The organism is Enterococcus sp. JNUCC 77, from assembly GCF_054819945.1.
The window spans coordinates 2448844-2471937 of sequence record NZ_JBTHIG010000001.1 but is presented as its reverse complement, the minus strand read 5'-3'; the positions used below and the strand labels follow the sequence as shown (position 1 = coordinate 2471937).

Below are 23094 nucleotides of genomic sequence, written 5' to 3'. Positions count from 1 at the left end.
GCACTTTCTAACACGGAGGTGTCTTTTTTTTGGACTATCATCAGAAAACCTTCTAGAATGTATGAGAAGGGACTGATTCGAAAAATGAAGGGTGTCAAACAGACCTATTTGAAAAATATTAAAAGCGGTAGTTTTATTTTATTGTTGTTACTGCCTTTTTTATTAGTAGCTATTTTTTTCGCGGCAGAAAAAATTTATGAAGACAATTATGATATTGAAACGATTGGTGTTGTCAGCAATCTACCTGCTACCTTTAAACAATTAAAAGAAATCCCTCAAGAAGAATTTCATTTCGAAAAAATTACCACTAAAAAACAAGCCAAAAAACGTTTAATGAATAATAAAATCGACGCGTATATTGTTTTAAATACTTCTAGCACCAGTGTTGTGCGGGCCAAGCTGTACAGCAAAATTCCAGTAGGAATTAATGTGGAGGATGAGGTTTCGAGTATTGCTAGTGAGCTGCAGAGAAATTTGCGGGCTGAAGCGATTGATTTAGATGGTAGTTTGGTAGATCAAATTATTGTTCCTGCCCGATTTTCATTTCATCGAGTCGGTTTTCAAGGGCGTCGCATGGAAGTGATTCGTTCAGGCTCAGCAGGCTTTAAGTATTTGGTTTATTCTTTTACTACTTTGACGTTATTCATCTTTTTAATTCTATTTATCCCAATAACTACCGGAGAGTTTAGCCAAAAAGATCATCGTAGTTATCTAAGTAAGTTAATGGGAATTGCATTAGTAGGTTTGACCCAATTCATTGTTTGGAGTGGCGTGGGTATTGGCTTTTATCAACTGTTTAAGGAATCAGAATTATTAAGCTATTTTGTTTATTATGAACCAGTTAAAATTATTCTTGATGGTGATTTTCTAGCGCTGATCCTATTGATGTTGTTAGGCTTTTTACTATTTATTACTCTCGCGTCATTAAATGGTTTGATTGGTAAAAAAATAAATGAACAACCTAGCGGACAAACGGTAGTAATTTTAATTATTGCGGCTTTTGCAGTAAATCGTATTTTAGGCGAAGTTGATGCGGGAAATCAAATTACTGCGATTAGTTCCTATATTCCTTTTCTTTCGCAATTTAGTATGCCGTTAAGAATCGCTTCAGATGCGGTTACGACAAATGGCGCGCTTAGTGCCGTAGTGATTCTATTGGGTAGTTGGTTGTTGTTAACCGGCTTTGGTAGTTGGTGGGGAAAAAATAAACTTTGAGTTTTGTTAAGTAAAAAAGAAAATTTTTGCTAGAATTTCTTCACAATTGATTCATAATTTGTCGGTATTATCTATGTATACCAACAAACAACCCTAACACTTTTTCATTTTTAACTCCTAGCCCGCTAGTTCCCCGACTAGCGGGCATCCTTTTTTTAAAAATAAAATAAAATTCTTAAATTCCCGTGGTACACTTACTTTATAATAAAGGAGGCGCTATCATGGGGATTTTTTTATTACATTTTAGTCCTACAGGTTCTAGTAAAAGGGTCGGAAAGCTCTTAGCCAAAGTTTGGAAAGAGCCAGTGAAAAGAATTGATCTAACGAAACAAAATTTTGAATATGCTCATACTTTTAATCAGGAAGATGTGTGCTACTTCGCGGTTCCGGCATTTGGCGGTCGGGTACCGGCACTAGCCTTGGCACATTTGACAGAAATCCGTGGAAAGGAAACACCTGCTATTTTAATTGCTACGTATGGCAATCGAGCCTTTGACGATTTATTTTTAGAATTACAAGATTTCTTATCGCCAAAAGGGTTTGTAGTAAATGCTGCTGTTGCCAGTGTGACGGAACATTCAATTGTCGGTGAGTTTGGAACAGGACGACCCAACGAAGCTGATATAGCTGAGTTGAATGATTTTGCCAAAAAAATCCAGATCAAAATCCAAGCCCAACCGAGTGAAATATCTGCTCTTGGAAACAAACCTTATCGTTCTTATCAAACAGCCGACTATCGTCCGTTGACCAGTGATGCCTGCACCGATTGTAAATTATGTGCTGAAAAATGTCCGACTTGTGCGATTCCTTATGAAAATCCGCGAGAAACTATTTTTGAAAAATGTATTTTATGTATGCGTTGTATTCATATCTGCCCAGAAAAAGCTCGTTATGTAGATCCCACAGCCATCGCATCACTAAAAAATCATTTACAAGAAGTGGCGACGGGACATAAAGCCAATCAACTTTTCTTGAAATAAAAGAATGACCACGAAAAAATAATTTTTCGTGGTCATTTTGAATTTCATGAGAGAGCTATATTTTTAATAAATAAATGAAGGCAAGAGCCGCTATAGTTTGAACAATTCCGACGGATAAGCCGTAGATTAAAAAGCGCGGTCCTTCTTTAATAAACTTGCGAAAATCGAGCCGTAAACCGATGGCAGCTAAAGCAGTTGTTTCAAACCAAGTACTGATGAAATGTGCACCATCAGAAAAAAGTGTTGGTAGATTAAAAAAGCTATTCAGGATACAAACTCCTAAAAAAGCTAACACATACCAAGGCACCGGAAATTTTTTAGTCGTTTGTAATGTTGTTGGTGAAAGTTTTTTGGTTCTTTGTTGGAAGATAAAAACTACCACGACTAAAAATAAAATACGGGTAATTTTAAACAGCATGGCATAACTAACAGTTTCTTGATTGATTAGGCTAGCACCTGCTACTACTTGTCCGACTGATTGTAACGTACCACCTAATAAAGCACTACTGGTTAATAAATTCTTTCCTAATAGGGTGACGGCTAATAAAGGCAAGGCCAGCATCATGACAGTTCCTAATAAATTCACTAAAGTAATCACTTGGCCTTTTTCTTCATCATCGGCTCCGATGCTTGGCGCAATCGCACCAATCGCGGAAGATCCACAGACGGCATTTCCGCCGGCCATCATCATTGCCATCTTATCAGAAAAACCTAATTTTTTTCCTAGAAAAATTGCCGCAATAATTACAGTAGCCATCATGCAAATAATATAAAGCAAACCGTTAACACCTAAATGGCTAATGGTTTGAAAAGTTACAGTAAAACCTAATAGAACAACAGAATATTCTAGTAGACGACTTTCGGCAAATTTTGTTCCCATGGCCAAAGTGTCTTGTTTAAAAAATGTATTTCCTAAAATAATACCTGAAAATATCGCTATTGTTGCTCCGCCTAAGCTTGGAAAGAAAATCGCTAATAGTTTAGCAATGATTGCTACCCCAATCGATAAACTCAATCCTGGTAAAATCTTTTTCATAATGTCCCCTCTTTCTTTCCATATTATAAAGGATAACTACCATTATTATTATTAATTGATATAATAGCTTTAATTAAAATATTTGATGGAAGGGTTCACATGTTTAAATATCTAGAAACATTCAAAGTTGTATACGAAACCAAAAATTTCTCCAAAGCAGCAGAACTTTTATTTGTTGCCCAACCAACCGTCTCAGCTCAAATTAAACAATTGGAAAATGAGTTAGGCGTTACGCTATTTATCAGAAATGGTCGCAAAGAAATTTTGACTACGCCACAAGCAGAGCTTCTATATGAAAAAGGGTTGATGTTGTTAGAAGATTGGGAGATTTTGACGGAAACCTTGAAGCAACAAGAAAACCATCAGCTGCGAGCAATTATCGGCGCTTCGCATACCTTTGCCGTCTATCTGTTGCCTGATTTATTGATGCAATTAAAAAAATTGTTTCCTAAAATAAGCTTTACTATTAAAATGATGAACTCATTGGAAGTTATTCAAGCCTTGGAGCATCATGAAATTGATTTTGGCTTCATCGAAAAACCTTTGTCAGCAAAAAATCTGTTGCGCTTTCCTTTAATTGAAGATCAATTAGTTGTGGCTGGGGATCTAGAGCAGGGTCCTTGGTTAGTACGAGAAAAAACTTCAGGGGTGGCCTATTACACACACCGTTTTTTAGCAGAAAATGATATCCAACAGGAACAAATAGTTATCGAAAGCAATGAGGTTATCGTGTCTTTATTGAAAAAAGGCTTTGGTTGTTCGTTGATCTCTAAGCGAGCTGCAGCTGATCTGAATTATGAAAGCTTGTCTGAAAAATACATTCGCCATTTTTATTTAGTAAAAAGAGAACCACCATTACCGATAGACTTAAATAAAGTGTTTGACTGGATTAGGTTGAGAGGATTCGCTGAAAATAAATTGACAGAAAATTAAGGACTCTCTACAATGAACAAGAGTCATAGTAAGTAAAGAAAAGGAGAATAACATGAAACAAATTAAAATCGGCAGCACGAATTGGGAAGCTTCTAGCGTCATTTTAGGCATCATGCGGATGAGTAAAGTTTCTGCAAAAGAGGCGGCGACAGCTGTAGCAACTGCTTTTGAAAATGGGATTAATTATATTGATTCTGCAGACATGTATTCAGATGGTCAAGCAGAGATAGTTTTCGGTCAAGCGTTAAAAGATTCTGGTGTGAAGCGAGAAGATTTGTGGCTGCAATCTAAGGGCGGTATTATTCCAAGCAAAGAACAAGATAGTTTATATGGTGGACGCTATGATTTTTCTAAAGAACATCTATTGTCATCGGTGGATGGAATTTTAAAACGAATGGATGTTGATTACTTAGATGCTTACTTACTGCATCGCCCAGATCCTTTGATGGAAGTTGATGAAATCGCTGAGGCTTTTGATCTATTACAAGCAAGTGGAAAAGTTCGTCACTTTGGTGTTTCTAATTTTAACCCTGAGCAATTTAAATTGTTGCAAAGCGGTTTGAAACAACCATTATTAATTAACCAATTACAATTTAGTATTATGCACACAGGCATGGTTGATTTCGGTATGCATACCAACATGACAGACGCCCGCTCAATTAATCATGATGGTGGGTTGCTGGAATTTTCTCGCCGTAAAGGGGTAACAATTCAAGCTTGGTCACCATTCCAATACGGTTTCTTTGACGGCACTTTTATTAACAATGAAAAATTCCCTGAATTAAATCAATTGTTAGCTGATCTAGCTGAAAAATATGGGGTAGGCAAAAATGCCATTGCAACTGCTTGGATTTTAAGACATCCAGCCAATATGCAAGTTATTTTAGGAACGATGAATCCTGAAAGAATTGCTGACTCAGCCGCTGGAGGAAATGTAGTCCTAACAAAACAAGAATGGTATGACATTTATTACGCAGCTGGTAATGATATGCCCTAAAATTTTGAACGAGCTTTTTGCTCGTTCTTTTTTATGGACAAAAAGGATGCCCACTGGTCGGGGAACCAGTGGGCAAGGAGTTAAAAATGAAAAAGTAATAGGGTTGTTTGTTGGTATACTCATATAATAATCGCAAAAGATGAAAAAGTTAAGAATATTGCTTGAAAAAAAATTATTTTTATTCGAAAGATAAATTTATTCTGGTTTTTTTATGCTATTTGGATCAATGCCCAAAGCCTCTGCCATTTCTGGATTCACATAAAATTCTAGATTTTTAGCATGTTCGACTGGAATATCAGCTGGTTCAGCTTCGCCATTTAAAATTTTGGCTGCCATTTTTCCAGTTTGGACTCCCAGATCATGGTAGTTGACGCCGTAACTAGCTAAACCGCCTAATTTGGTTTCACTTACTGCACCGTAAACAAGTGGCACTTTTGCTTCCTTAACAACATCACCGGTAATTGTCGCTGCACTTGCCATTGTATTGTCTGTTGGAACGTAGATGCCATCACAAGAAGCAGCGACTTTTTCAGCGACCTGTTGCACATCGTTGGTGCTGGTGACGGTTTTTATTTCGTAATCGACACCCTTCTCATCTAATACTTCTTTAGCAATATCAATCTGAACTTGAGAATTAATTTCGCCGGAATTGTAGATCATACCAATTTTTTTAGCATCCGGTACAATTGATAAAAGTAACTCAATCTGTTTTTTCACAGGAGATAGATTACTGGTTCCAGTAACATTTCCCCCTGGTTTTTTATAATTATCAACTAATTTTGCTGTTTTCAAATCGGTCACAGAAGTTACTACAATCGGAATATCGCTAGTCATAGTTGCCAAACTTTGAGCTGCTGCTGTTGTAATTCCTAATAACAAATCTGGATCTTCTTTGATTAGATTTTCAGTCATGGAACGCAGATTGTCTTGATTGTTTTGGGCATTTTGATAATTGATTTTAATATTTTCGCCATCGACAAAGCCTTCTTCTGCTAAACCATCGACAAAACCTTCGTAAGATTGATCCAAAGAATCGTGTTCCACTAATTGTAAAACGCCGATTTCTTTGACATCATCCTTTTGACTGTCGGCACTACTATTTCCACAAGCCGCCAAAGTCAGTAAACCTAGTACGCTTAAACTACATAACAACATTTTTTTCATAAATATCTTCCCCTTCGTATAAAAAAAGTCATCCACCTATTTCTAAGTGGATGACGAAAATACAAAGACAAATTTATTTTGCCTAGCCACTTAGAAAAAATCCTACGTGGCCACGCCGAAACGCTACAGCCATCATAGATACATGTCGTCTGCATCCACAATGTCTGGTTGCAAACTTACCTAAAATAGCTATAGTAATATTGGTTATTCAGTTGTGAGTGTTTTTGTAATGTCATGAAAAATCCCTCCAACTTTTGTTAAAGATGAGTATACAGTAAGAAAAATGAGATGTAAATAATAAAATGAAAATAATTCACATGTTTTAGCCAATGAGTCTATGATCGATTTTTTGACTATTTAAAAACCATAAACGATGGTAATCTCCGACTAATACTGTAAATTCAGCTTTTTTTCCTATTTCTGCTAGCTTTTCAGTCAAATAATTTCGTAAAATCCAAGGCTCTTCGATTGATTCTATTTTAAGATTTAAAATATTTTCGATTCGCGCTGGTGTGGTCATTAAATCATTAGCGACTTGTTCTAGGGTTAATCCAGATAAAGTAAAATTTCTTTTTAAATCATCAATTGTCTGCTGTTGTTCTGTTTGATTGAGCGACATGTAATTCCCCTCCATAGTTGTATTTACAACTTAATCTGCGATGAGTTTACGCTGATAAGATTTGTTTGTCAATTAAATAGTTGTAAATAAAACTGTTTTTCGTTAAGTTTAATTGGAGGTGATTAGCGTGGAGAAAAATCTTGATTCATTAGCAGAGAAAGTTCATCATTTGGAAAGTTTACAGCAAAGATTTGTTCATAAAGAGTTAAAAAAAATAGGGTTAAATATGTTGCAAGCTCGAACCCTAGATTTTTTAGCGGTTTATCCCAATGTAATTCAAACTGATTTAGCCGATTATTTAGGAAAACAAAAAGCAACAGTCACGAATTTATTGAAAGTATTAGAAAATAAGAATTTAGTTGAACGTAAGCAGTCCACCGATAATGCTCGCCAAAAAAAACTTTCTTTAAGCACCTCCGGTAATCAAAAGGTTTTGTTGATTCAAGCAATTTTTGCTAAGCTAGACAAAAAACTAACGGGGAATTTAGCGACATCAGAAATAGACGAACTCAATCAACAATTTGCTCGTTTAATCGATGCCTTTTAATAGAAAGTAGGCTAGGTAATGGAAATCAAAAAATCAGGGTCAACAGCGGTATTTGCCGCACTAGGAGCCAATATTTTAGTAGCGATCAGCAAATTTATTGGATTTTTACTTAGTGGGAGCGCCGCTATGATGAATGAAAGTATCCACAGTGTAGTGGATTGTAGTAATCAAATTTTGTTATTATTTGGCAACCAAAGGGCCGGTCGAGGTCAAAGTGATTTGCATCAATTCGGCGAAGGTCGGGCGAAATATTTTTTCAGTACAATCGTCGCCACGATGCTGTTTTTTGGTGGTGGTGCATTGGGCGTAATGGAAGCTTTTCAAAAGCTAATTCACCCCAATCATGCAGTTGAAAACCCGGTGATCGTTTTAGTCATTTTAGTCTTTGGTATATTGGTGGAAGGGAGTTCTTTGCGAGTAGCTTTCAAAGAAATCGGTGAGTTGAATCGTGAAAAATTACCTTTATTTAAATTTTTAAAAGAAAGTCGCTATAGTGAAATTTTGATTATTTTTACAGAAGATTTTTGTGCTGTTTTAGGATTGATTTTAGCGATTGTTGGAACGATTTTAACAATGGTAACAGAAAATCCAATTTTTGATGCATTAAGTGGGTTGTTGATTGGTTTAATGCTAATGTTTGCTTCTATTTTTCTAGCGCGCGAATTTTACAGTTTGATGATTGGCGAGAGTGTCTCGAGTCAAGACTTAACCAAGATAAAAACCGCTTTTCAACGGCCAGAAGTTAAACGTTTAATCGACATCAAAACAGTCCATTTAGCACCGACGGAAATTATGATTGCTGCAAAAATTGATATAGCTGATGATTTTGAAGAAATCAGTTATGATGTTGTCAATAATATTGAAGCGGATATCCGTCAAAATCTGTCAGATAAAAAGGCTTATATCTACATTGAGACTGATGAGTATGATCCTAATTATCAACAATCAAAGGACTGAAAATAATGCCAGCAATTCGATTTTTTTTCACGTATTCAAAAGAATTTTTACGTCGTTGGGGTAGTTATACATTATTGATTATTGGAACAAATTTGGCATTGACCTATATAGCGATTCCAGTGTTTCAATTTTTGACAGCGGAAATTTTAAAACTAGGAAATATCCCTTATGTTTCAAACACCAATATTTTAAATATTCTTACCAAACATCCTGCCGTTTTGGCGGCTTTGTTATTATTGATGCTCCTTATTTTTGCTTTAATTTTCTGGCAATTTACTTTTCAACTGCTGGGGATTCGGGTATTACAAACGAATAGCCAAGAATCGTTTTGGCGGAATTTTAAAACAGCTATCTTGCAAATGCGGTATTTACGCCCGGGAACATTTTTCTTCTTCATTTTTTATTTTATTTTGATTTTGCCTTTCGCAAATGCTGTTTTCAGAACCCCTTTATTGAGCAAAGTGACAATACCGGTTTTTATTTTAGACTATCTAGCGAATAATTGGGCTGTGTCGCTACTATTACTGTTGTTATCTGGAATCGTATATTATATAGGGATCCGACTGTTGTTTGTTTTACCCTTGATGATTTTTAAACAATATCGAGCGTGGGCGGCGGTTAGAGAAAGCTGGCAGTTAACGGCGAAACATTTTTGGCGCTACGTTCTTCAAATTTTCTTTCTTTCATTCGTATTGTCGCTTATTTCAGGAATAGGCTTTGAAGTAAGCTATTTGTTGCAAGTTTTATTTGATCAACTACCAGGAAAGCTACCGCTAATCTTTGCCATGTTAAATTTAACTGGCGTCCAGATGTTTAGTCAATTTATGATTGGTTGGACAAGTGTCTTATATTTTAGTTTACTAGTGCAAAAATTTTATCCATTGGTAGTTAATGAAGAAAACGCATTGAAAATAAAATGGGTTTTGTGGACGCGTTTAATAGCCGGTGCAGTTATTCTAATTTTTGGTGGCTCTGCTTTGATTGCTAATGGATTGTATTTGGCCGGTCTTTATCCATTAGAACCTTTAGTTATTTCCCATCGTGGTGTGGACAATCAAAATGGTGTGCAAAATACCATTCCTGCTATGACAAAAACCATGAAAATCAAGCCAGATTATATAGAAATGGATATTCATGAAACAAAGGACCATCAATTTGTCGTGATGCACGATGAGAATTTAAAAAAATTAACAGGTGTAAATAAAGCACCTTATCAATTAACATTAGCAGAATTGACTGAATTAACCGCTCATGAAAATGGCTATAGTGCCAAAATTGCCAGTTTTGATGACTATCTAGCTTATGCGAATCAGCACAAGCAAAAATTATTAATTGAAATCAAAACAACCTCTCATGATTCAAAGGATATGTTGGAGCGATTTATTCAGAAGTATCAACAAAATATTTTAACCAATCAACATCAAATTCAATCACTAGATTACCAAGTTGTCAGCGGCTTAAAAGAAAAAGCACCAAAATTATTTGTCAGCTATATTTTGCCGTTCAATCTAACTTTTCCTCAGACAGTAGCCAACGCCTATACGATGGAAGAAACTACTTTAACCAGTGAATTCATTGAGCAAGCCACTAGCGCAAATAAGCAAGTTTATGCTTGGACAGTAAATGACAGTGACAGTATGGATCGTATGATGTTTATGGGTGCTGATGGGATTATTACTGATAATATTACATTGTTAAAAGAACAAATAAAAAATTTCCAAGACAATCCTAGTTATGCTAAAAGAATTGAGCTTTACATTAACCGATTACCAAGCTTTGATGGAAAACCGCAAGAAAATTAGTAGAATACTTAAATATCCAGCAATTTTTAGTTAACCTGACTAAATTAATCAATGGTTATGTTAAAATAGCAATAGCTTTCACAAGGAGTTAGGATACATTATTTTATTGTGTTTGCTCAGGTAATCAAAAAACGATTGAAGTGAAAACAGCAAGAAATGATAATATAAAACATTGATGTTTAGAGGGAGCGTTTAGATGAGAAAAAGAGGCTTTGAAGTAGTTTCAGCTTTCAAGGATCAAAATATTCAATTACCGCAGCGAGCAACTGAAAATGCCGCTGGTTATGATTTTGAAGCCGCCGAAGATATTGTTATTCCAGCAGTTTGGAAACAATTAATTCATCATTTTGTTAGTAATAAAACGGTCGATGAAAAGTTAGTAAAACCTGTATTAGTAGCAACTGGAATCAAGTCTTACATGGGCGAAGATGAGTATTTACAATTAGCTAATCGCTCCAGTAATCCATTAAAACGCTTTTTAGTGTTAAGCAATGGTGTCGGTGTGATCGATAGTGACTATTATAATAATCCAGACAATGAAGGACATATTATGTTCCAATTTTCTAATTTTGGATTAACTGATGTCAAAATAAAAAAAGGTGAACGGATTGGGCAAGGTATTTTCTTACCATTCTTAAAAGCCGATAACGATGTGGCAAATGAAAAACGCACCGGCGGTTTTGGTTCATCTGGTAAAGAGTAGGTGATTCAATGGCAAAAAAAGCAAAAGTTCAATTTGTTTGTCAAAACTGTGGTTACGTTTCACCTAAATATTTAGGACGATGCCCACAGTGTGGCAAATGGAATACTCTAGTTGAAGAAATTCAACAAGACACGGAAGATCGGCGTAATCGCGTAAGTTTAACCGGTGAAAAAGCGCAGCCTACAAAATTAAAAGATGTTGTCTTCACAAAAGAAACCAGAATTCAAACAGAATTAGCTGAATTAAATCGGGTTTTAGGAGGCGGTGTTGTTCCAGGATCATTGGTTTTAATTGGTGGAGATCCCGGGATTGGGAAATCAACATTACTTTTACAGGTGTCTCATCAATTAGCTGCGACTGGCGGGAAAGTATTGTATGTTTCCGGCGAAGAAAGTGCCCAACAAATAAAATTGCGGGCAGAACGATTGGGTTCTAGCGATACTGATTTTTATTTATATGCAGAAACAGATATGGCAGAAATTACTCATGCGATTGAACAACTTAAACCAGATTATGTGATTATCGATTCGATTCAAACCATGACGCAACCAGATATTACTAGTGTTGCTGGTTCAGTCAGCCAAGTCCGAGAAACCACTGCCGAATTAATGAAGATTGCAAAAACCAATGGAATTGCGATTTTTATTGTGGGGCATGTAACTAAAGAAGGAAATATTGCTGGACCGCGCATGTTGGAGCATATGGTGGATACAGTGCTTTATTTTGAAGGCGAAAAACACCACAGCTTCCGAATTTTGCGGGCAGTTAAAAACCGTTTTGGTTCTACTAATGAAATTGGCATTTTTGAAATGCGAGAACGGGGACTGGTAGAAGTTGCTAATCCTTCACAAGTATTTTTAGAAGAACGCTTGGCTGGTGCGACTGGTTCAGCAATTGTCGTAGCTTTAGAAGGCAGCCGACCAATTTTGGTTGAGATTCAAGCTTTAGTATCACCGACTGTTTTTGGTAATGCTAAACGGACCACTACAGGGTTGGATTTTAATCGCGTTTCATTAATTATGGCAGTTCTGGAAAAAAGAGCAGGATTATTATTGCAAAACCAAGATGCCTTTTTAAAAGCAGCAGGTGGCGTAAAATTAAATGAACCAGCGATTGATTTGGCTTTAGCAGTTGCAATTGCTTCAAGCTATGAAGAAAAAGGCACCGCATCCAATGAATGTTTTATCGGTGAAATTGGTCTAACTGGTGAAGTACGACGCGTTTCTAGTGTTGAATCACGGGTAAAAGAGGCGGCAAAATTAGGTTTTAAAAAGATTTATCTACCTAAGAATAATCTAGGTGATTGGACGCCGCCAAAAGGTATTGAATTAGTGGCAGTTACAACATTAGCTGAAACATTGAAAAAAGTATTTAAATAAAAGGAGGCGAGAAACACATGCAAAAAAGAATTTTAGTGGTCATTATTACGTTAGTGGGAATGAGCTTAGGCATTTCCTTTTTACCACTAGCGTGGATGGCCCTAAGACAAGGTGGCAACATGTGGTTGAATAATACCTTCACCAATGGCTTAATCGGTGCAATTATTTTCTTCTTATTATCTTTAGTCATTGCTGATCCTATCTCAACTGGATTAAAAACCATCGAAAAACGGTTAAACGAATTTAGTCTGACTTATTTACTATTTGGTGCAATTGGGACCATTCTAGGTTTGACACTAGGTTTGATTGTAGCAACACCATTAAATCGATTACCGATTCCTTTTGTCAATAGTGCGTTACCAGTATTGTTGATGATTTTATTAGGTTACTTTGGTTTTCGTGTGGGAACGACTCGAATTGATGAGTGGCGAAAAATTTTCTCTACTAAGAAAAAGACTGAAGAGAGCAATGAAAACAAGGTTTTAGAGCGAAAAGCGGGAGACAATTTCCGTAAATATAAAATCTTGGATACTAGCGTGATTATCGACGGACGGATTTATGATATTGCACGAACAGGATTTTTAGAAGGTGTCTTGATGATTCCTAATTTCGTGTTATATGAGTTACAATATATCGCCGATTCTGGTGATAGTTTGAAACGTGTCAGAGGTCGTCGTGGCTTGGATATTTTAAATGCTTTGCAAAAAGAAGAAGATATTCAAGTGGAGATGTACGATGGTGACTTTGAAGACATTAGTGAAGTTGATAGTAAATTAATTAAATTGGCTAAATTGTTAGATGGGGTCATCGTTACTAACGATTACAATTTAAATAAAGTATCAGAATTTCAAAATGTGGCTGTTCTAAATATTAATGCCTTAGCGAATGCTGTTAAACCAGTGGTCATTCCTGGAGAAACGATGAATGTATTGGTGGTAAAAGCTGGAACAGAACGTCAACAAGGTGTTGCTTATCTTGATGATGGTACGATGGTAGTCGTGGAAGATGGCCAACACTATATGAACGAACATATTGAAGTTGTGGTCACCAGTGCGTTGCAAACAGCAGCTGGTCGAATGATTTTTGCAAAACCTGCTCATTCGAGTCGCAACATTAAAGATGATAGTCCTGAGAAAAAAATTGAGTTTCAAGGAAAATAGACCTACTGTCCTTTACTAAATTGGACTTTGATTGTAAAATTTGGGAATAAGGCAAAAAATCTTTGTTACCTGGGAAAGAGGAAAAGACATGTCAAAAATTCGTGTACGCTACGCACCAAGTCCAACAGGACACTTACACATTGGAAACGCTAGAACAGCTTTGTTTAATTATTTATTTGCTCGCCATAACGATGGTGAATTTATTATTCGGATTGAAGATACAGACCAAAAACGAAATATCGAAGATGGTGAAAAATCTCAATTAGAAAACTTAGCATGGCTAGGTATTGACTGGGATGAAAGTCCAGAAAAACCAGGAGAATACGGTCCTTACCGCCAATCTGAACGTAGTGACATTTACCAACCACTAATCGATCAATTATTATTATCTAATCTTGCTTACAAATGTTATTGTACGCCAGAAGAATTAGAAGAAGAACGTGAAGCGCAACGTGCACGCGGCGAAATGCCTCACTACTCTGGGAAATGCGCGCATTTAACGCCAGCAGAACAAGCAGAAAAAGAAGCCGCTGGTTTGAAACCAGTCATTCGTTTCCGTGTACCTCGCAATGAAACGTATACTTTTAACGATATTGTGAAAGGTGAAATTAATTTTGAATCAGATAATGTTGGTGGCGATTTTGTCATTCAAAAACGGGATGGCATGCCAACTTATAATTTTGCAGTAGCAGTAGATGACCACATGATGAAAATCACTCATGTTTTACGTGGCGATGATCATATTGCCAACACGCCAAAACAATTAATGATTTATGATGCTTTTGAATGGAAACGACCACAATTTGGTCACATGACTTTAATTATCAACACTGAAACAGGTAAAAAATTAAGTAAACGTGATGAAAGTATTTTACAATTTATCGAACAATACCGTGATTTAGGTTATTTGCCAGATGCGATGTTTAATTTTATTGCGTTGTTAGGTTGGTCACCAGTCGGCGAAGATGAAATCTTTTCGAAAGAAGAATTAATCAAGATTTTTGACACTGCTCGTTTGAGTAAATCACCAGCTTCATTTGATGCTAAAAAGCTAGAATGGGTCAACAACAGTTATATTAAAGCTATGGATTTAGATGATTTGACAGATTTGGCATTGCCATTTTTAATCAAAGCCGGTAAAGTAGAAGAAAATCCAGATGCTGACAAAAAAGCTTGGGTGAAACGTGTTGTGGCATTATATCAACCACAAATGAGTTATGCAGCCGAAATCGTCGAAGTATCCAATCTTTTCTTTGAAGAACATCCAGTTTTAGATGAAGCAGCACAAGCTGTGTTGGCAGATGAAACAGTACCAATGGTCTTAGCCGCTTTTAAAGAACAATTGTCTGCATTAAATACAGTTGACGCAGCTAGTGTTTTAGCAGCGATTAAAGCTGTGCAAAAAGAGACAGGTGTAAAAGGAAAAGCTTTATGGATGCCGATTCGGGTAGCAGTAAGTGGCGTAACACACGGACCAGAACTACCAGAAACTGTTGAATTATTAGGTAAAGAAAAAGCTTTAGCACATTTAAATCAAGTCATTTAAACACGTTGATAAGAAAAAGTAAGCAAATTTTATTTTCCAGAGAGGTTGCGGTAGCTGAAAGTAACCAAATAATATTTGACGAAATGCATCTTGGAGTGGTTTTAGCGATAAGTAGCTAAAAACGGTCGCAGCCGTTATTTGCTTGAAGGCAGAAGAATCTGTAAAGAAAAGTGGAACCACGCAAAGCGCGTCTTTTGAGTTATACTCGAAGGACGCGCTTTTTTTACATATTAAAAAAATGAGTTGAATCAAAAAGGGAGTTGAAGGGAATGAATTGGTGGCAACAAGCTTTAAAAGTAGCAAAGAAAAATGATCCAGCCGTAAAATCCAGCATTGAAGTTATTTTGACTTATCCAGGGTTTCACGCGTTATTTTTCCATCGACTATCGCATTTTCTATATCGTCATCGCTGGCATTTGTTGGCACGGATAAATTCACAATTTTGGCGTTTTTTAACCAATATTGAGATTCATCCGGGTGCAAAAATAGCACCTGGAGTTTTTATTGACCATGGAGCGGCTGTAGTGATTGGTGAAACAGCGGAAATTGAGACAGATGTGGTAATGTTTCATGGTGTGACATTAGGTGGTACCGGAAAAGATTCTGGTAAACGCCACCCAACTGTTCGCAAAGGAGCATTCATTTCAGCCCATACACAAGTTTTAGGACCAATCGAAATTGGCGAATATGCAAAAACCGGTGCTGGTTCAGTCGTGCTACACAATGTTCCTGCTCACGCAACAGTAGTAGGCGTACCAGCTGAAATTGTTCGATTAAATGGAAAGAAGGTTCATCATGATTAAAATTTACAATACTTTAACGCGGGAGAAAGAAAATTTTGTTCCGATTAAAGAAAATGAAGTCCATATGTATGTCTGCGGACCAACAGTTTATAACTATATTCATATTGGAAATGCCCGCAGTACGATTGCTTTTGATACGATTCGTAGGTATTTTGAATACCGCGGATTCGATGTCAATTATGTCTCAAACTTTACTGATGTTGACGATAAAATTATTCGAGCAGCAAAAGAATTAAAAATTTCAGCTCCAGAAGTGGCGGATCGTTTCATTGCTGCTTTTGAAGAAGATACTAATGCTTTAAATGTCAAAAAAGCGACTTTACATCCTCGCGTGATGGATCATATTCCCGACATTATTGCATTTATTGAAGTATTGATTGCTAAAGAATACGCCTACGAGGTGAATGGGGATGTTTATTATCGAACCCGCAAATTTACTCATTATGGTGAATTAAGTGATCAAAGTATTGATGAATTAGAAATTGGTGCCAGTCAACGAACTGGTGCTGAACAAAATATTAAAGAAGATCCATTAGATTTTGCTTTATGGAAAAGTGCTAAACCAGATGAAATTTCATGGGAATCTCCTTGGGGTGCTGGTCGTCCGGGTTGGCATATTGAATGTTCTGTGATGGCGACTAAACATCTAGGTGACACGATTGATATTCATGGTGGTGGACAAGATTTGGAATTTCCCCATCATGAAAATGAAATTGCCCAAAGTGAAGCTAAAACAGACCAAAAATTTGCTAATTATTGGATGCATAATGGTTACGTTACAGTCGGTGAAGATGATGTGAAAATGAGTAAATCTTTAGGGAACTTTACGACCGTTCATGACATTATTAAAGAAATTGATCCACAAGTTTTGCGCTTTTTTATGGCAACAACTCAGTATCGTCGACCGATTCGTTACAGCGAAGGGACAATGAAAGATGCCCAGGTGAATCTGCAAAAAATAAAAACAGCATTGGAGAATACGGAGTTTCGCTTCACTTCAGCTGTTGAAAAATTAAGCGATGATGCAGTAAAATTTGCAGAAATCGCTGAATTGAAATCTCGCTTTATGCAAGAAATGGACGATGATTTTAATGCTGCTAACGGAATCACTGTCGTTTATGAATTTGTTAAGTGGTTGAATACTTATAGTGAACAGACTGAAGTTTCGATAGCTGTTTTAGAAGTAGCTCTGTCTGAATATAAAGCAATGTTAGAAGTATTTGGCATTATTTTCGCAGCGGAAAATTTATTGGATCAGGAAATTGATGATTTGATTAATGAACGAAATCAAGCTCGCAAAGATAAGGATTTTGCTCGTAGTGATGAAATTCGTGATTTGTTGAAGGAACAAGGAATTGTCTTGGAAGATACCCCACAAGGCACGAGATGGAGACGGGAATAATGGCAGATTATAAACAGTTAAATGGGTTAGCTTTGGCTTATGTCGGCGATGCAATTTACGAGACTTATATTCGTGATTATTTGGTGCGGCAAGGCCAAACAAGACCCAATAAATTACATCATATGGCGACTCATTATGTCTCCGCTAAAGCACAAGCATTTTTAATTGAACAAATGGAAGCAGAAAATATGTTATCAGAAGAAGAAGCAGGTATTTATCGGCGAGGGCGTAATGCCAAAAGCTATACTTCTGCGAAAAATACTGATATTATGACGTACCGCAGATCAACTGGCTTTGAAGCCCTGATGGGTTATTTACATCTGTTGGAAAGAAAAGAGCGCTTGGAAGAATTGATTTCTTGGTGCATCAAAAAAGTAGGTGAAACCAATGAAAGATAAACGGCGCAATTACAAAGAAAAATTTCCCAAAAATAAAAAAAGACCGGCTCAAACAACTGAATCAGAGCATTTGCAAGAAGCAGATGATAATTTTGTTTTTGGTCATCATGCTACAGTAGAGGCTTTGCAAGCAGGTCGCGGTAATAAATTATTTATTCAAGAAGATGCTCATAGTGACAAAATTGATCAATTAAAAAGCTTAGCGAAAGAACACGCGGTGCCTTTAAAATGGGTACCTAAACAAAAATTAGATACTTTAAGTGACGGCGGAGTTCATCAAGGAATTATCCTAGCAATTACCCCTTATGAATATTTGAGTTTAGATGAATTATTAGAAAAAAATCCTAAAGAATCTGAACCGTTCTTCTTAATTTTAGATAGTTTGGAAGATCCTCATAATTTTGGATCGATTTTACGAACAGCTGACGCTAGTAATGTCAGTGGTGTGATTATTCCAAAACATCGTTCCGTAGGGATCACACCGGTGGTTACCAAAGCATCAACTGGTGCCGTGGAATATGTACCAATTGCAAGAGTGACCAATCTTTCCCAGACAGTTCAGCAATTAAAAGATGCTGGTTTTTGGATTTTTGGTACCGATATGGAAGGCACTGATTACCGAAAATGGCAAGTCAATGGTCCAATTGCTTTAATTATTGGCAATGAAGGTCGTGGAATGAGTGCTGGTTTGAAAAAAGAGGTTGATGAAATGTTAACCATTCCAATGGAAGGACATGTACAAAGCTTGAATGCCGGCGTTGCGGCTAGCTTATTAATGTATGAAGTGTTGCGGAAAAGAAGTGATTTGACATGAAAAAGCAAATTTTGATTGTCGATGGCTATAATATGATTGGTGCCTGGCCTGAGCTTGTTAGCTTGAAAAACCAAGATCGACTAGAAGAAGCACGGGAAGATTTGCTAAATCAGTTATCTAATTATGCTAAATATGAAGGATTAGAAATTATAGTTGTTTTTGATGCCCAATTTGTCCCTGGGATTACCCAAAGTTTTTCAAAATACCAGTTGACAGTAGTTTTTACTAAAGAAGATGAGACGGCGGATAGTTATATTGAACGAACCGCTGGAGAATTGAATACGCGTCTGACGCAGGTTACGGTAGCGACTAGTGATATGGCAGAACAATGGACTATTTTTTCTCAAGGAGCCTTGCGAACATCGGCGCGAGAATTATATAAAGCGATTGAAACAACTGAAAAAGCAATTGCTGGAAAAACTGCAGATGTTTTTTTTCAAGATTATCGGCGAAATTCTCCGTGGGATGAGAGGCAGTTGCAAAAATTGTCTAAAAAAAGGGACGAATTGAGCCAAGATTAGTCAAATTCGTGTAAAGCACTCCTCTTATTTCAAAAAGTTAGTATCCTCTAGTTAAAGGAGGAGAACAGATGAAATCAGAGAAGGACGCGATCAAGGAAAGTGATTGTTTTGAAGAATTATTTGATAAGTATTCACCGGTTATTTTTCGAATGCGGACACGCTATTATATTCGTGATTTTGAGTCTGACGATTGGCTACAAGAAGGACGTTTAGCTTTATTAAAAGCAATTAAAACTTATAAAAAAGACCAAGGAACGACTTTTGGATTATATTATAAGACAGTTTTAGAAAATCATATTTGCTCTTTATTAAGGAAACAAGAAGCTAAAAAAAGAAAAGCGTTACATCAGTCAATTTCAATTGAAAATAGCGGCTTAGAATTATTTACTGATTATCTTTTTTATAATGAGTATATCGAAGAGCAAGTGTCCATCTGTGATCAGTTTGATCATAATAGAATTCAACTGTCTGATCTGGAACGTCAAACACTCCATTACTATATTCAAGGTTATAATCTAGATGAAATCAGTTCGATGGTTGATCAAGAAGAAAGAAAGGTCAGTAATGCGCTGAATCGAGTAAAAAATAAAATTAAAACAGAAATCACCTTTTAAAATGATGAGTATTTGTACGCTTAATTATTAATAAATATTTCTTGCAATGAAATTTCTCTTATGATACTATTGTTGACTTGTATAATTTGTGTTATAGTATAACCTGAGGTGAACTGTACAATGCCAACAACTTTAGCAACGATTAAGAAAAATTTGGAAGACCGGATCGGTAGCCAAATTATGCTTGTAGCGCAAACAGGCAGAAAACGTCAAACACAACGCAAGGGAATCTTAACTGAGACTTATCCATCTGTGTTTGTAGTTGATTTGGATCCAGAGGAAAATTCTTTTGAACGTGTTTCATACAGCTACTCAGATGTATTAACACAAACCGTGGAAATCGAATTTTTAAGTGAAGCAATATAAAAATAAAAAAACTATGGAAATTTTATTCCATAGTTTTTTTATTTTGATCTTTTAACAAGTCGCGAATTTCTGCTAAATAGTCTTCAGCAGTAGGCGCAGCAGGAGCCGCTTCTTCGGCGGTTTGTTTTTTGTTTAAATCTTTGGCTTTATTAGCAAATTTTACGATTAAGAATAAAACAAATCCAGTAATGATAAAAGTAATAATGGCGCTAGCTAAATCACCAAAAGCAAAAGTTACTCCTTTGACAGGTGTCCAATCTAGGACAGAAGTTGCATCATCTAATTTTTGGCCATTTGTTACTAGAGAGACAAACCACCCAATTAATGGTGTAATCACACCATTGACTACATTGGTTACGATGGCGGTAAAAGCACTCCCAATAACGACCCCAACAGCCAAGTCTAAAACATTCCCACGCATTAAAAAGTCACGAAATTCTTTAAGCATATTTTTCATCCTCCTTCAACATCTTTTAGTATATCGAAAACTTAGAAATTTTTGAAATTTGCGAACTGTGAGAAGGTGCTAGATCACTGAATCTAGTTCTCTATGCTATACTTGAAATGTTAGACAAAGAAAAGGAGTGTTATGATGCTGGAATTAAAAAAAGGTGTAAGAGTACATATTTTACCAACAAAGAAATATAAAACAATCCAAATTTATGGTCGTTTTACAACAGCTTTGAATACTGAAACTGTGACGAAACGCGCATTATTATCTAATTTATTAGAAACCAACTCCTTAAATCATCCTGATCAAACCCAATTAAGTGCCCGCTTAGCGGAGCTTTATGGCGCTAGTTTTGGTTCAAATGTCGGCCGCAAAGGTAATTTACATTGGTTAAATGTAGGTATCTCGGTGGTAAATGGAAAATACGTAAATGATGATCAATTATTACCGCAAATAGTGGATTTTCTAAAGGAAATTTTATTCTTCCCAAATATTAAAGATGGCGCCTTTGATCTACAAACTTTTGCGATTGAAAAAGAAAACATGCAGAGTTATTTGGAAAGTTTAACTGAAGATAAGCAAACCTTGGCTTCTTTGGCTTTACAAGAAACGTATTTCAAAGAGGAAGCACAAAAGAAACCTAGCTTCGGTAATTTAGCTGATTTAAAACCATTAACCAGTGAAATAATTGCTGAATACTATCAGCAAATGATTGCTGAAGACCAAGTGGATTTATTTGTAGTGGGTGACGTTGAAGAAGAGGAAGTAATCAAACTTTTACAATTATTACCTTTTGCTGATCGAGCTGTAAACAGCCCAGACATTTACTATTCACAAACAATCAGCAATGTGATTGCTGAACGTCAAATGCAAGATTCTGTTCAACAAGGGAAACTAAATTTGGCTTATTCAACAGATACTTATTATGAAGATGTTGACCGTTTTGCGTTGATTGTCTTTAATGGTTTATTTGGTGGATTTCCTCATTCGAAATTATTTATGAATGTCCGGGAAAAGGAAAGCTTGGCTTATTATGCTTCTAGCTCTTTTGATACCTTTAGAGGATACATGCAAGTCCAAACAGGAATTGAAAGTAGTAATCGTGAAAAGGTTTTACGACTAATTTCTGAGCAGTTGATAGCTCTACAGCATGGTGATTTTACTGATTTGGCTTTTCAACAAACCAAAGCAATGCTGAAAAATCAGTATTTATTAGGACTTGATCATGTGCAAAATTTAATTGAAACTCATTACTTGGCGCAATGGTTACCAAAAAGTCAATTAACAGATGATGAGTGGCTAGCACGTTTAGCAGCCGTGACCAAAAAAGATGTTGAAAAAGTCGCTCAAAAAATTACTTTACAAGCAATCTTCTTTTTAGAAGGAGGAGACAAATGATTAAACAAGAATATCAAACAATTAATGAAACCTTATATAAAGAAATTTTGCCCAACGGTTTGACAGTTTATTTATTACCAAAAGCTGATTATCATAAAACTTATGCTTTATTTAGCACCAATTATGGTTCGATTGATAATGAGTTCGTTCCGCGGGGGGAAACGGAATTTGTGAAAGTACCAGACGGAATTGCCCATTTTTTAGAGCATAAAATGTTTGAAAAAGAAGATGGTGATGTCTTTCAAAAATTTGGTGAACAAGGCGCTTCTGCCAATGCTTTTACCAGTTTTACCCGAACCAGTTATTTATTTTCCACCAGTGATCAGTTGGAGTTGAATTTGAAAACACTGTTGGATTTTGTGCAGACCCCTTATTTTACAGAAGAGTCAGTAAAAAAAGAACAAGGTATTATCGGCCAAGAAATTCAAATGTATCAAGATGATGCGAATTGGCAACAATTTTTCGGGATTTTAAAAAATATGTATCCTAAACATCCGCTACATATCGATATTGCTGGAACGATTGATTCAATTGCTGAAATCACAGCAGAAGATTTATACACTTGCTACAATACCTTTTACCATCCTAGCAATATGACTTTGTTTGTTGTGGGAAACTTAGAACCAGAAAAATTGATGGACTTTATTCGAGACAATCAAGCCAGTAAGACATTTTCAGAACCAACTGAGATTTTACGCCGTTATCCTGCAGAAGATAGCCAAGATATTCAAAAATTGCGAGAAGAAAAAATGAACATTTCTATTCCTAAAGCTTTAGTAGGTATTAAAGGTGTAAAAGAATTACCGCAAGATGATCGCGAACGATTGGTCTTTAAATTATCTGTTGATTTATTGTTCCAATTACTACTGGGTAATACATCACAAAACTTCTTGCGCTTGTATAATGAAGGCTTGTTAGACGATAGCTTTGGCTATGAATTTTCTTTAGACCGAACTTTCTATTTTGCTGACTTTGGGGGCGATAGCGAAACACCAGAAAAATTAGCCGACCATATTACAGCTATTCTGATCGGTTACCGTAATGACCCTGAAATTAATGAAGCGAATCTGGAATTGTTGAAGAAAAAAATGTTAGGAAAATATTTCCAGTCACTGAATTCATTAGAATATGTAGCTAATCAATTTACGACTTCTTTATATGGCGAGTGGACTTTATTTGATATGCCAGAGATTATTCAAAACATTACTTTGACTGATATTTTGGCAGCAGGGGAACAATTTATTCAAGCGGATAATTTCAGTCGTTTTTATATGTTGAAGGAAGATTAA

At 36.2% G+C, this 23094-nt stretch carries 24 protein-coding genes and 1 other annotated feature; of the genes, 20 read left to right on the top strand and 4 right to left on the bottom strand.

Annotation, left to right across the window (positions count from 1 at the left end; genetic code table 11):
• Nucleotides 1-84: 84 nt before the first annotated feature.
• Together ACVWNY_RS11990 and ACVWNY_RS11985 are read left to right on the top strand one after the other, a co-directional pair.
• A complete protein-coding gene (locus ACVWNY_RS11990; RefSeq protein ID WP_218326649.1) occupies nt 85-1215 on the top strand; it encodes an ABC transporter permease in 1131 nt (376 codons plus the stop codon).
• 221 nt (nt 1216-1436) lie between these two features.
• Entirely contained in the window at nt 1437-2195 is a 759-nt protein-coding gene (locus ACVWNY_RS11985) for an EFR1 family ferrodoxin (RefSeq protein ID WP_218326648.1), read from the top strand.
• A 55-nt stretch (nt 2196-2250) separates the two neighbouring features.
• On the opposite strand, the gene ACVWNY_RS11980 is transcribed toward ACVWNY_RS11985, so the two are convergent.
• Nucleotides 2251-3231 (bottom strand): YeiH family protein, encoded by a 981-nt coding sequence (locus ACVWNY_RS11980; RefSeq protein WP_218326647.1) that lies wholly within the window; start codon nt 3229-3231, stop codon nt 2251-2253.
• A 99-nt stretch (nt 3232-3330) separates the two neighbouring features.
• Here ACVWNY_RS11980 and ACVWNY_RS11975 point away from each other — a divergent pair, with 99 nt between their 5' ends.
• Together ACVWNY_RS11975 and ACVWNY_RS11970 are read left to right on the top strand one after the other, a co-directional pair.
• Nucleotides 3331-4164, top strand: coding sequence for a LysR family transcriptional regulator (locus ACVWNY_RS11975; protein WP_218326646.1), 834 nt, complete (start codon nt 3331-3333; stop codon nt 4162-4164).
• 52 nt (nt 4165-4216) lie between these two features.
• Complete coding sequence (locus ACVWNY_RS11970; RefSeq protein ID WP_218326645.1) at nt 4217-5161, top strand: aldo/keto reductase; 945 nt, start codon at nt 4217-4219, stop codon at nt 5159-5161.
• Between the two features lie 195 nt (nt 5162-5356).
• On the opposite strand, the gene ACVWNY_RS11965 is transcribed toward ACVWNY_RS11970, so the two are convergent.
• Both ACVWNY_RS11965 and ACVWNY_RS11960 read right to left on the bottom strand, forming a co-directional pair.
• Nucleotides 5357-6325 carry an ABC transporter substrate-binding protein gene (locus tag ACVWNY_RS11965; protein WP_218326643.1) on the bottom strand — a complete coding sequence of 323 codons (969 nt, stop codon included), beginning with the start codon at nt 6323-6325 and terminating at the stop codon, nt 5357-5359.
• 322 nt (nt 6326-6647) lie between these two features.
• Nucleotides 6648-6944 carry a DUF2316 family protein gene (locus tag ACVWNY_RS11960; protein ID WP_218326641.1) on the bottom strand — a complete coding sequence of 99 codons (297 nt, stop codon included), beginning with the start codon at nt 6942-6944 and terminating at the stop codon, nt 6648-6650.
• Nucleotides 6945-7071: 127 nt separating this feature from the next.
• On the opposite strand from ACVWNY_RS11960, the gene ACVWNY_RS11955 reads away from it, so the two are divergent.
• From ACVWNY_RS11955 to ACVWNY_RS11890, 14 genes are all read left to right on the top strand, one after another.
• Nucleotides 7072-7491, top strand: a complete 420-nt coding sequence (locus ACVWNY_RS11955) for a MarR family winged helix-turn-helix transcriptional regulator (RefSeq protein WP_218326639.1) — start codon at nt 7072-7074, stop codon at nt 7489-7491.
• A gap of 18 nt (nt 7492-7509) precedes the next feature.
• Entirely contained in the window at nt 7510-8448 is a 939-nt protein-coding gene (locus ACVWNY_RS11950; RefSeq protein ID WP_218326637.1) for a cation diffusion facilitator family transporter, read from the top strand.
• Nucleotides 8449-8453: 5 nt separating this feature from the next.
• Nucleotides 8454-10250 (top strand): glycerophosphoryl diester phosphodiesterase membrane domain-containing protein, encoded by a 1797-nt coding sequence (locus ACVWNY_RS11945; RefSeq protein ID WP_218326635.1) that lies wholly within the window; start codon nt 8454-8456, stop codon nt 10248-10250.
• A 196-nt stretch (nt 10251-10446) separates the two neighbouring features.
• Entirely contained in the window at nt 10447-10953 is a 507-nt protein-coding gene (locus ACVWNY_RS11940; RefSeq protein WP_218326633.1) for a dCTP deaminase/dUTPase family protein, read from the top strand.
• Nucleotides 10954-10961: 8 nt separating this feature from the next.
• The gene (gene radA, locus ACVWNY_RS11935; RefSeq protein WP_218326631.1) at nt 10962-12332 is read left to right on the top strand and encodes a DNA repair protein RadA; all 1371 of its coding nucleotides are present in this window, start codon (nt 10962-10964) and stop codon (nt 12330-12332) included.
• 17 nt (nt 12333-12349) lie between these two features.
• Entirely contained in the window at nt 12350-13492 is a 1143-nt protein-coding gene (locus tag ACVWNY_RS11930; protein ID WP_438719236.1) for a PIN/TRAM domain-containing protein, read from the top strand.
• An 88-nt stretch (nt 13493-13580) separates the two neighbouring features.
• Nucleotides 13581-15038, top strand: coding sequence for a glutamate--tRNA ligase (gene gltX / locus ACVWNY_RS11925; protein ID WP_438719237.1), 1458 nt, complete (start codon nt 13581-13583; stop codon nt 15036-15038).
• Nucleotides 15035-15236, top strand: a binding site (T-box leader). (Overlaps the previous gene by 4 nt.)
• 71 nt (nt 15237-15307) lie before the next feature.
• Nucleotides 15308-15841, top strand: a complete 534-nt coding sequence (epsC, locus tag ACVWNY_RS11920) for a serine O-acetyltransferase (protein WP_218326628.1) — start codon at nt 15308-15310, stop codon at nt 15839-15841.
• Nucleotides 15834-17243 carry a cysteine--tRNA ligase gene (cysS, locus tag ACVWNY_RS11915; RefSeq protein ID WP_438719239.1) on the top strand — a complete coding sequence of 470 codons (1410 nt, stop codon included), beginning with the start codon at nt 15834-15836 and terminating at the stop codon, nt 17241-17243. Before epsC ends, cysS begins: the two co-directional genes overlap by 8 nt.
• Nucleotides 17243-17641 carry a Mini-ribonuclease 3 gene (locus ACVWNY_RS11910; protein WP_218326626.1) on the top strand — a complete coding sequence of 133 codons (399 nt, stop codon included), beginning with the start codon at nt 17243-17245 and terminating at the stop codon, nt 17639-17641. The genes cysS and ACVWNY_RS11910 overlap by 1 nt, the downstream gene beginning before the upstream one ends.
• Nucleotides 17631-18455, top strand: a complete 825-nt coding sequence (gene rlmB / locus ACVWNY_RS11905; protein ID WP_218326625.1) for a 23S rRNA (guanosine(2251)-2'-O)-methyltransferase RlmB — start codon at nt 17631-17633, stop codon at nt 18453-18455. The genes ACVWNY_RS11910 and rlmB overlap by 11 nt, the downstream gene beginning before the upstream one ends.
• Nucleotides 18452-18976: an NYN domain-containing protein gene (locus tag ACVWNY_RS11900; protein WP_218326624.1), complete on the top strand. Its 525-nt coding sequence runs from the start codon at nt 18452-18454 to the stop codon at nt 18974-18976. Before rlmB ends, ACVWNY_RS11900 begins: the two co-directional genes overlap by 4 nt.
• 68 nt (nt 18977-19044) lie before the next feature.
• Nucleotides 19045-19590, top strand: coding sequence for a sigma-70 family RNA polymerase sigma factor (locus ACVWNY_RS11895; protein WP_218326623.1), 546 nt, complete (start codon nt 19045-19047; stop codon nt 19588-19590).
• Nucleotides 19591-19710: 120 nt separating this feature from the next.
• A complete protein-coding gene (locus ACVWNY_RS11890; RefSeq protein WP_218326622.1) occupies nt 19711-19956 on the top strand; it encodes a Veg family protein in 246 nt (81 codons plus the stop codon).
• A 22-nt stretch (nt 19957-19978) separates the two neighbouring features.
• On the opposite strand, the gene mscL is transcribed toward ACVWNY_RS11890, so the two are convergent.
• On the bottom strand, nt 19979-20404 hold the full coding sequence (gene mscL, locus ACVWNY_RS11885; RefSeq protein ID WP_218326621.1) for a large conductance mechanosensitive channel protein MscL: 426 nt from the start codon (nt 20402-20404) through the stop codon (nt 19979-19981).
• 141 nt (nt 20405-20545) lie between these two features.
• Between mscL and yfmF the strand changes: the two genes are divergently transcribed.
• Nucleotides 20546-21805 carry an EF-P 5-aminopentanol modification-associated protein YfmF gene (gene yfmF, locus ACVWNY_RS11880; RefSeq protein WP_454071419.1) on the top strand — a complete coding sequence of 420 codons (1260 nt, stop codon included), beginning with the start codon at nt 20546-20548 and terminating at the stop codon, nt 21803-21805.
• Complete coding sequence (gene yfmH, locus ACVWNY_RS11875; RefSeq protein ID WP_454071418.1) at nt 21802-23094, top strand: EF-P 5-aminopentanol modification-associated protein YfmH; 1293 nt, start codon at nt 21802-21804, stop codon at nt 23092-23094. Before yfmF ends, yfmH begins: the two co-directional genes overlap by 4 nt.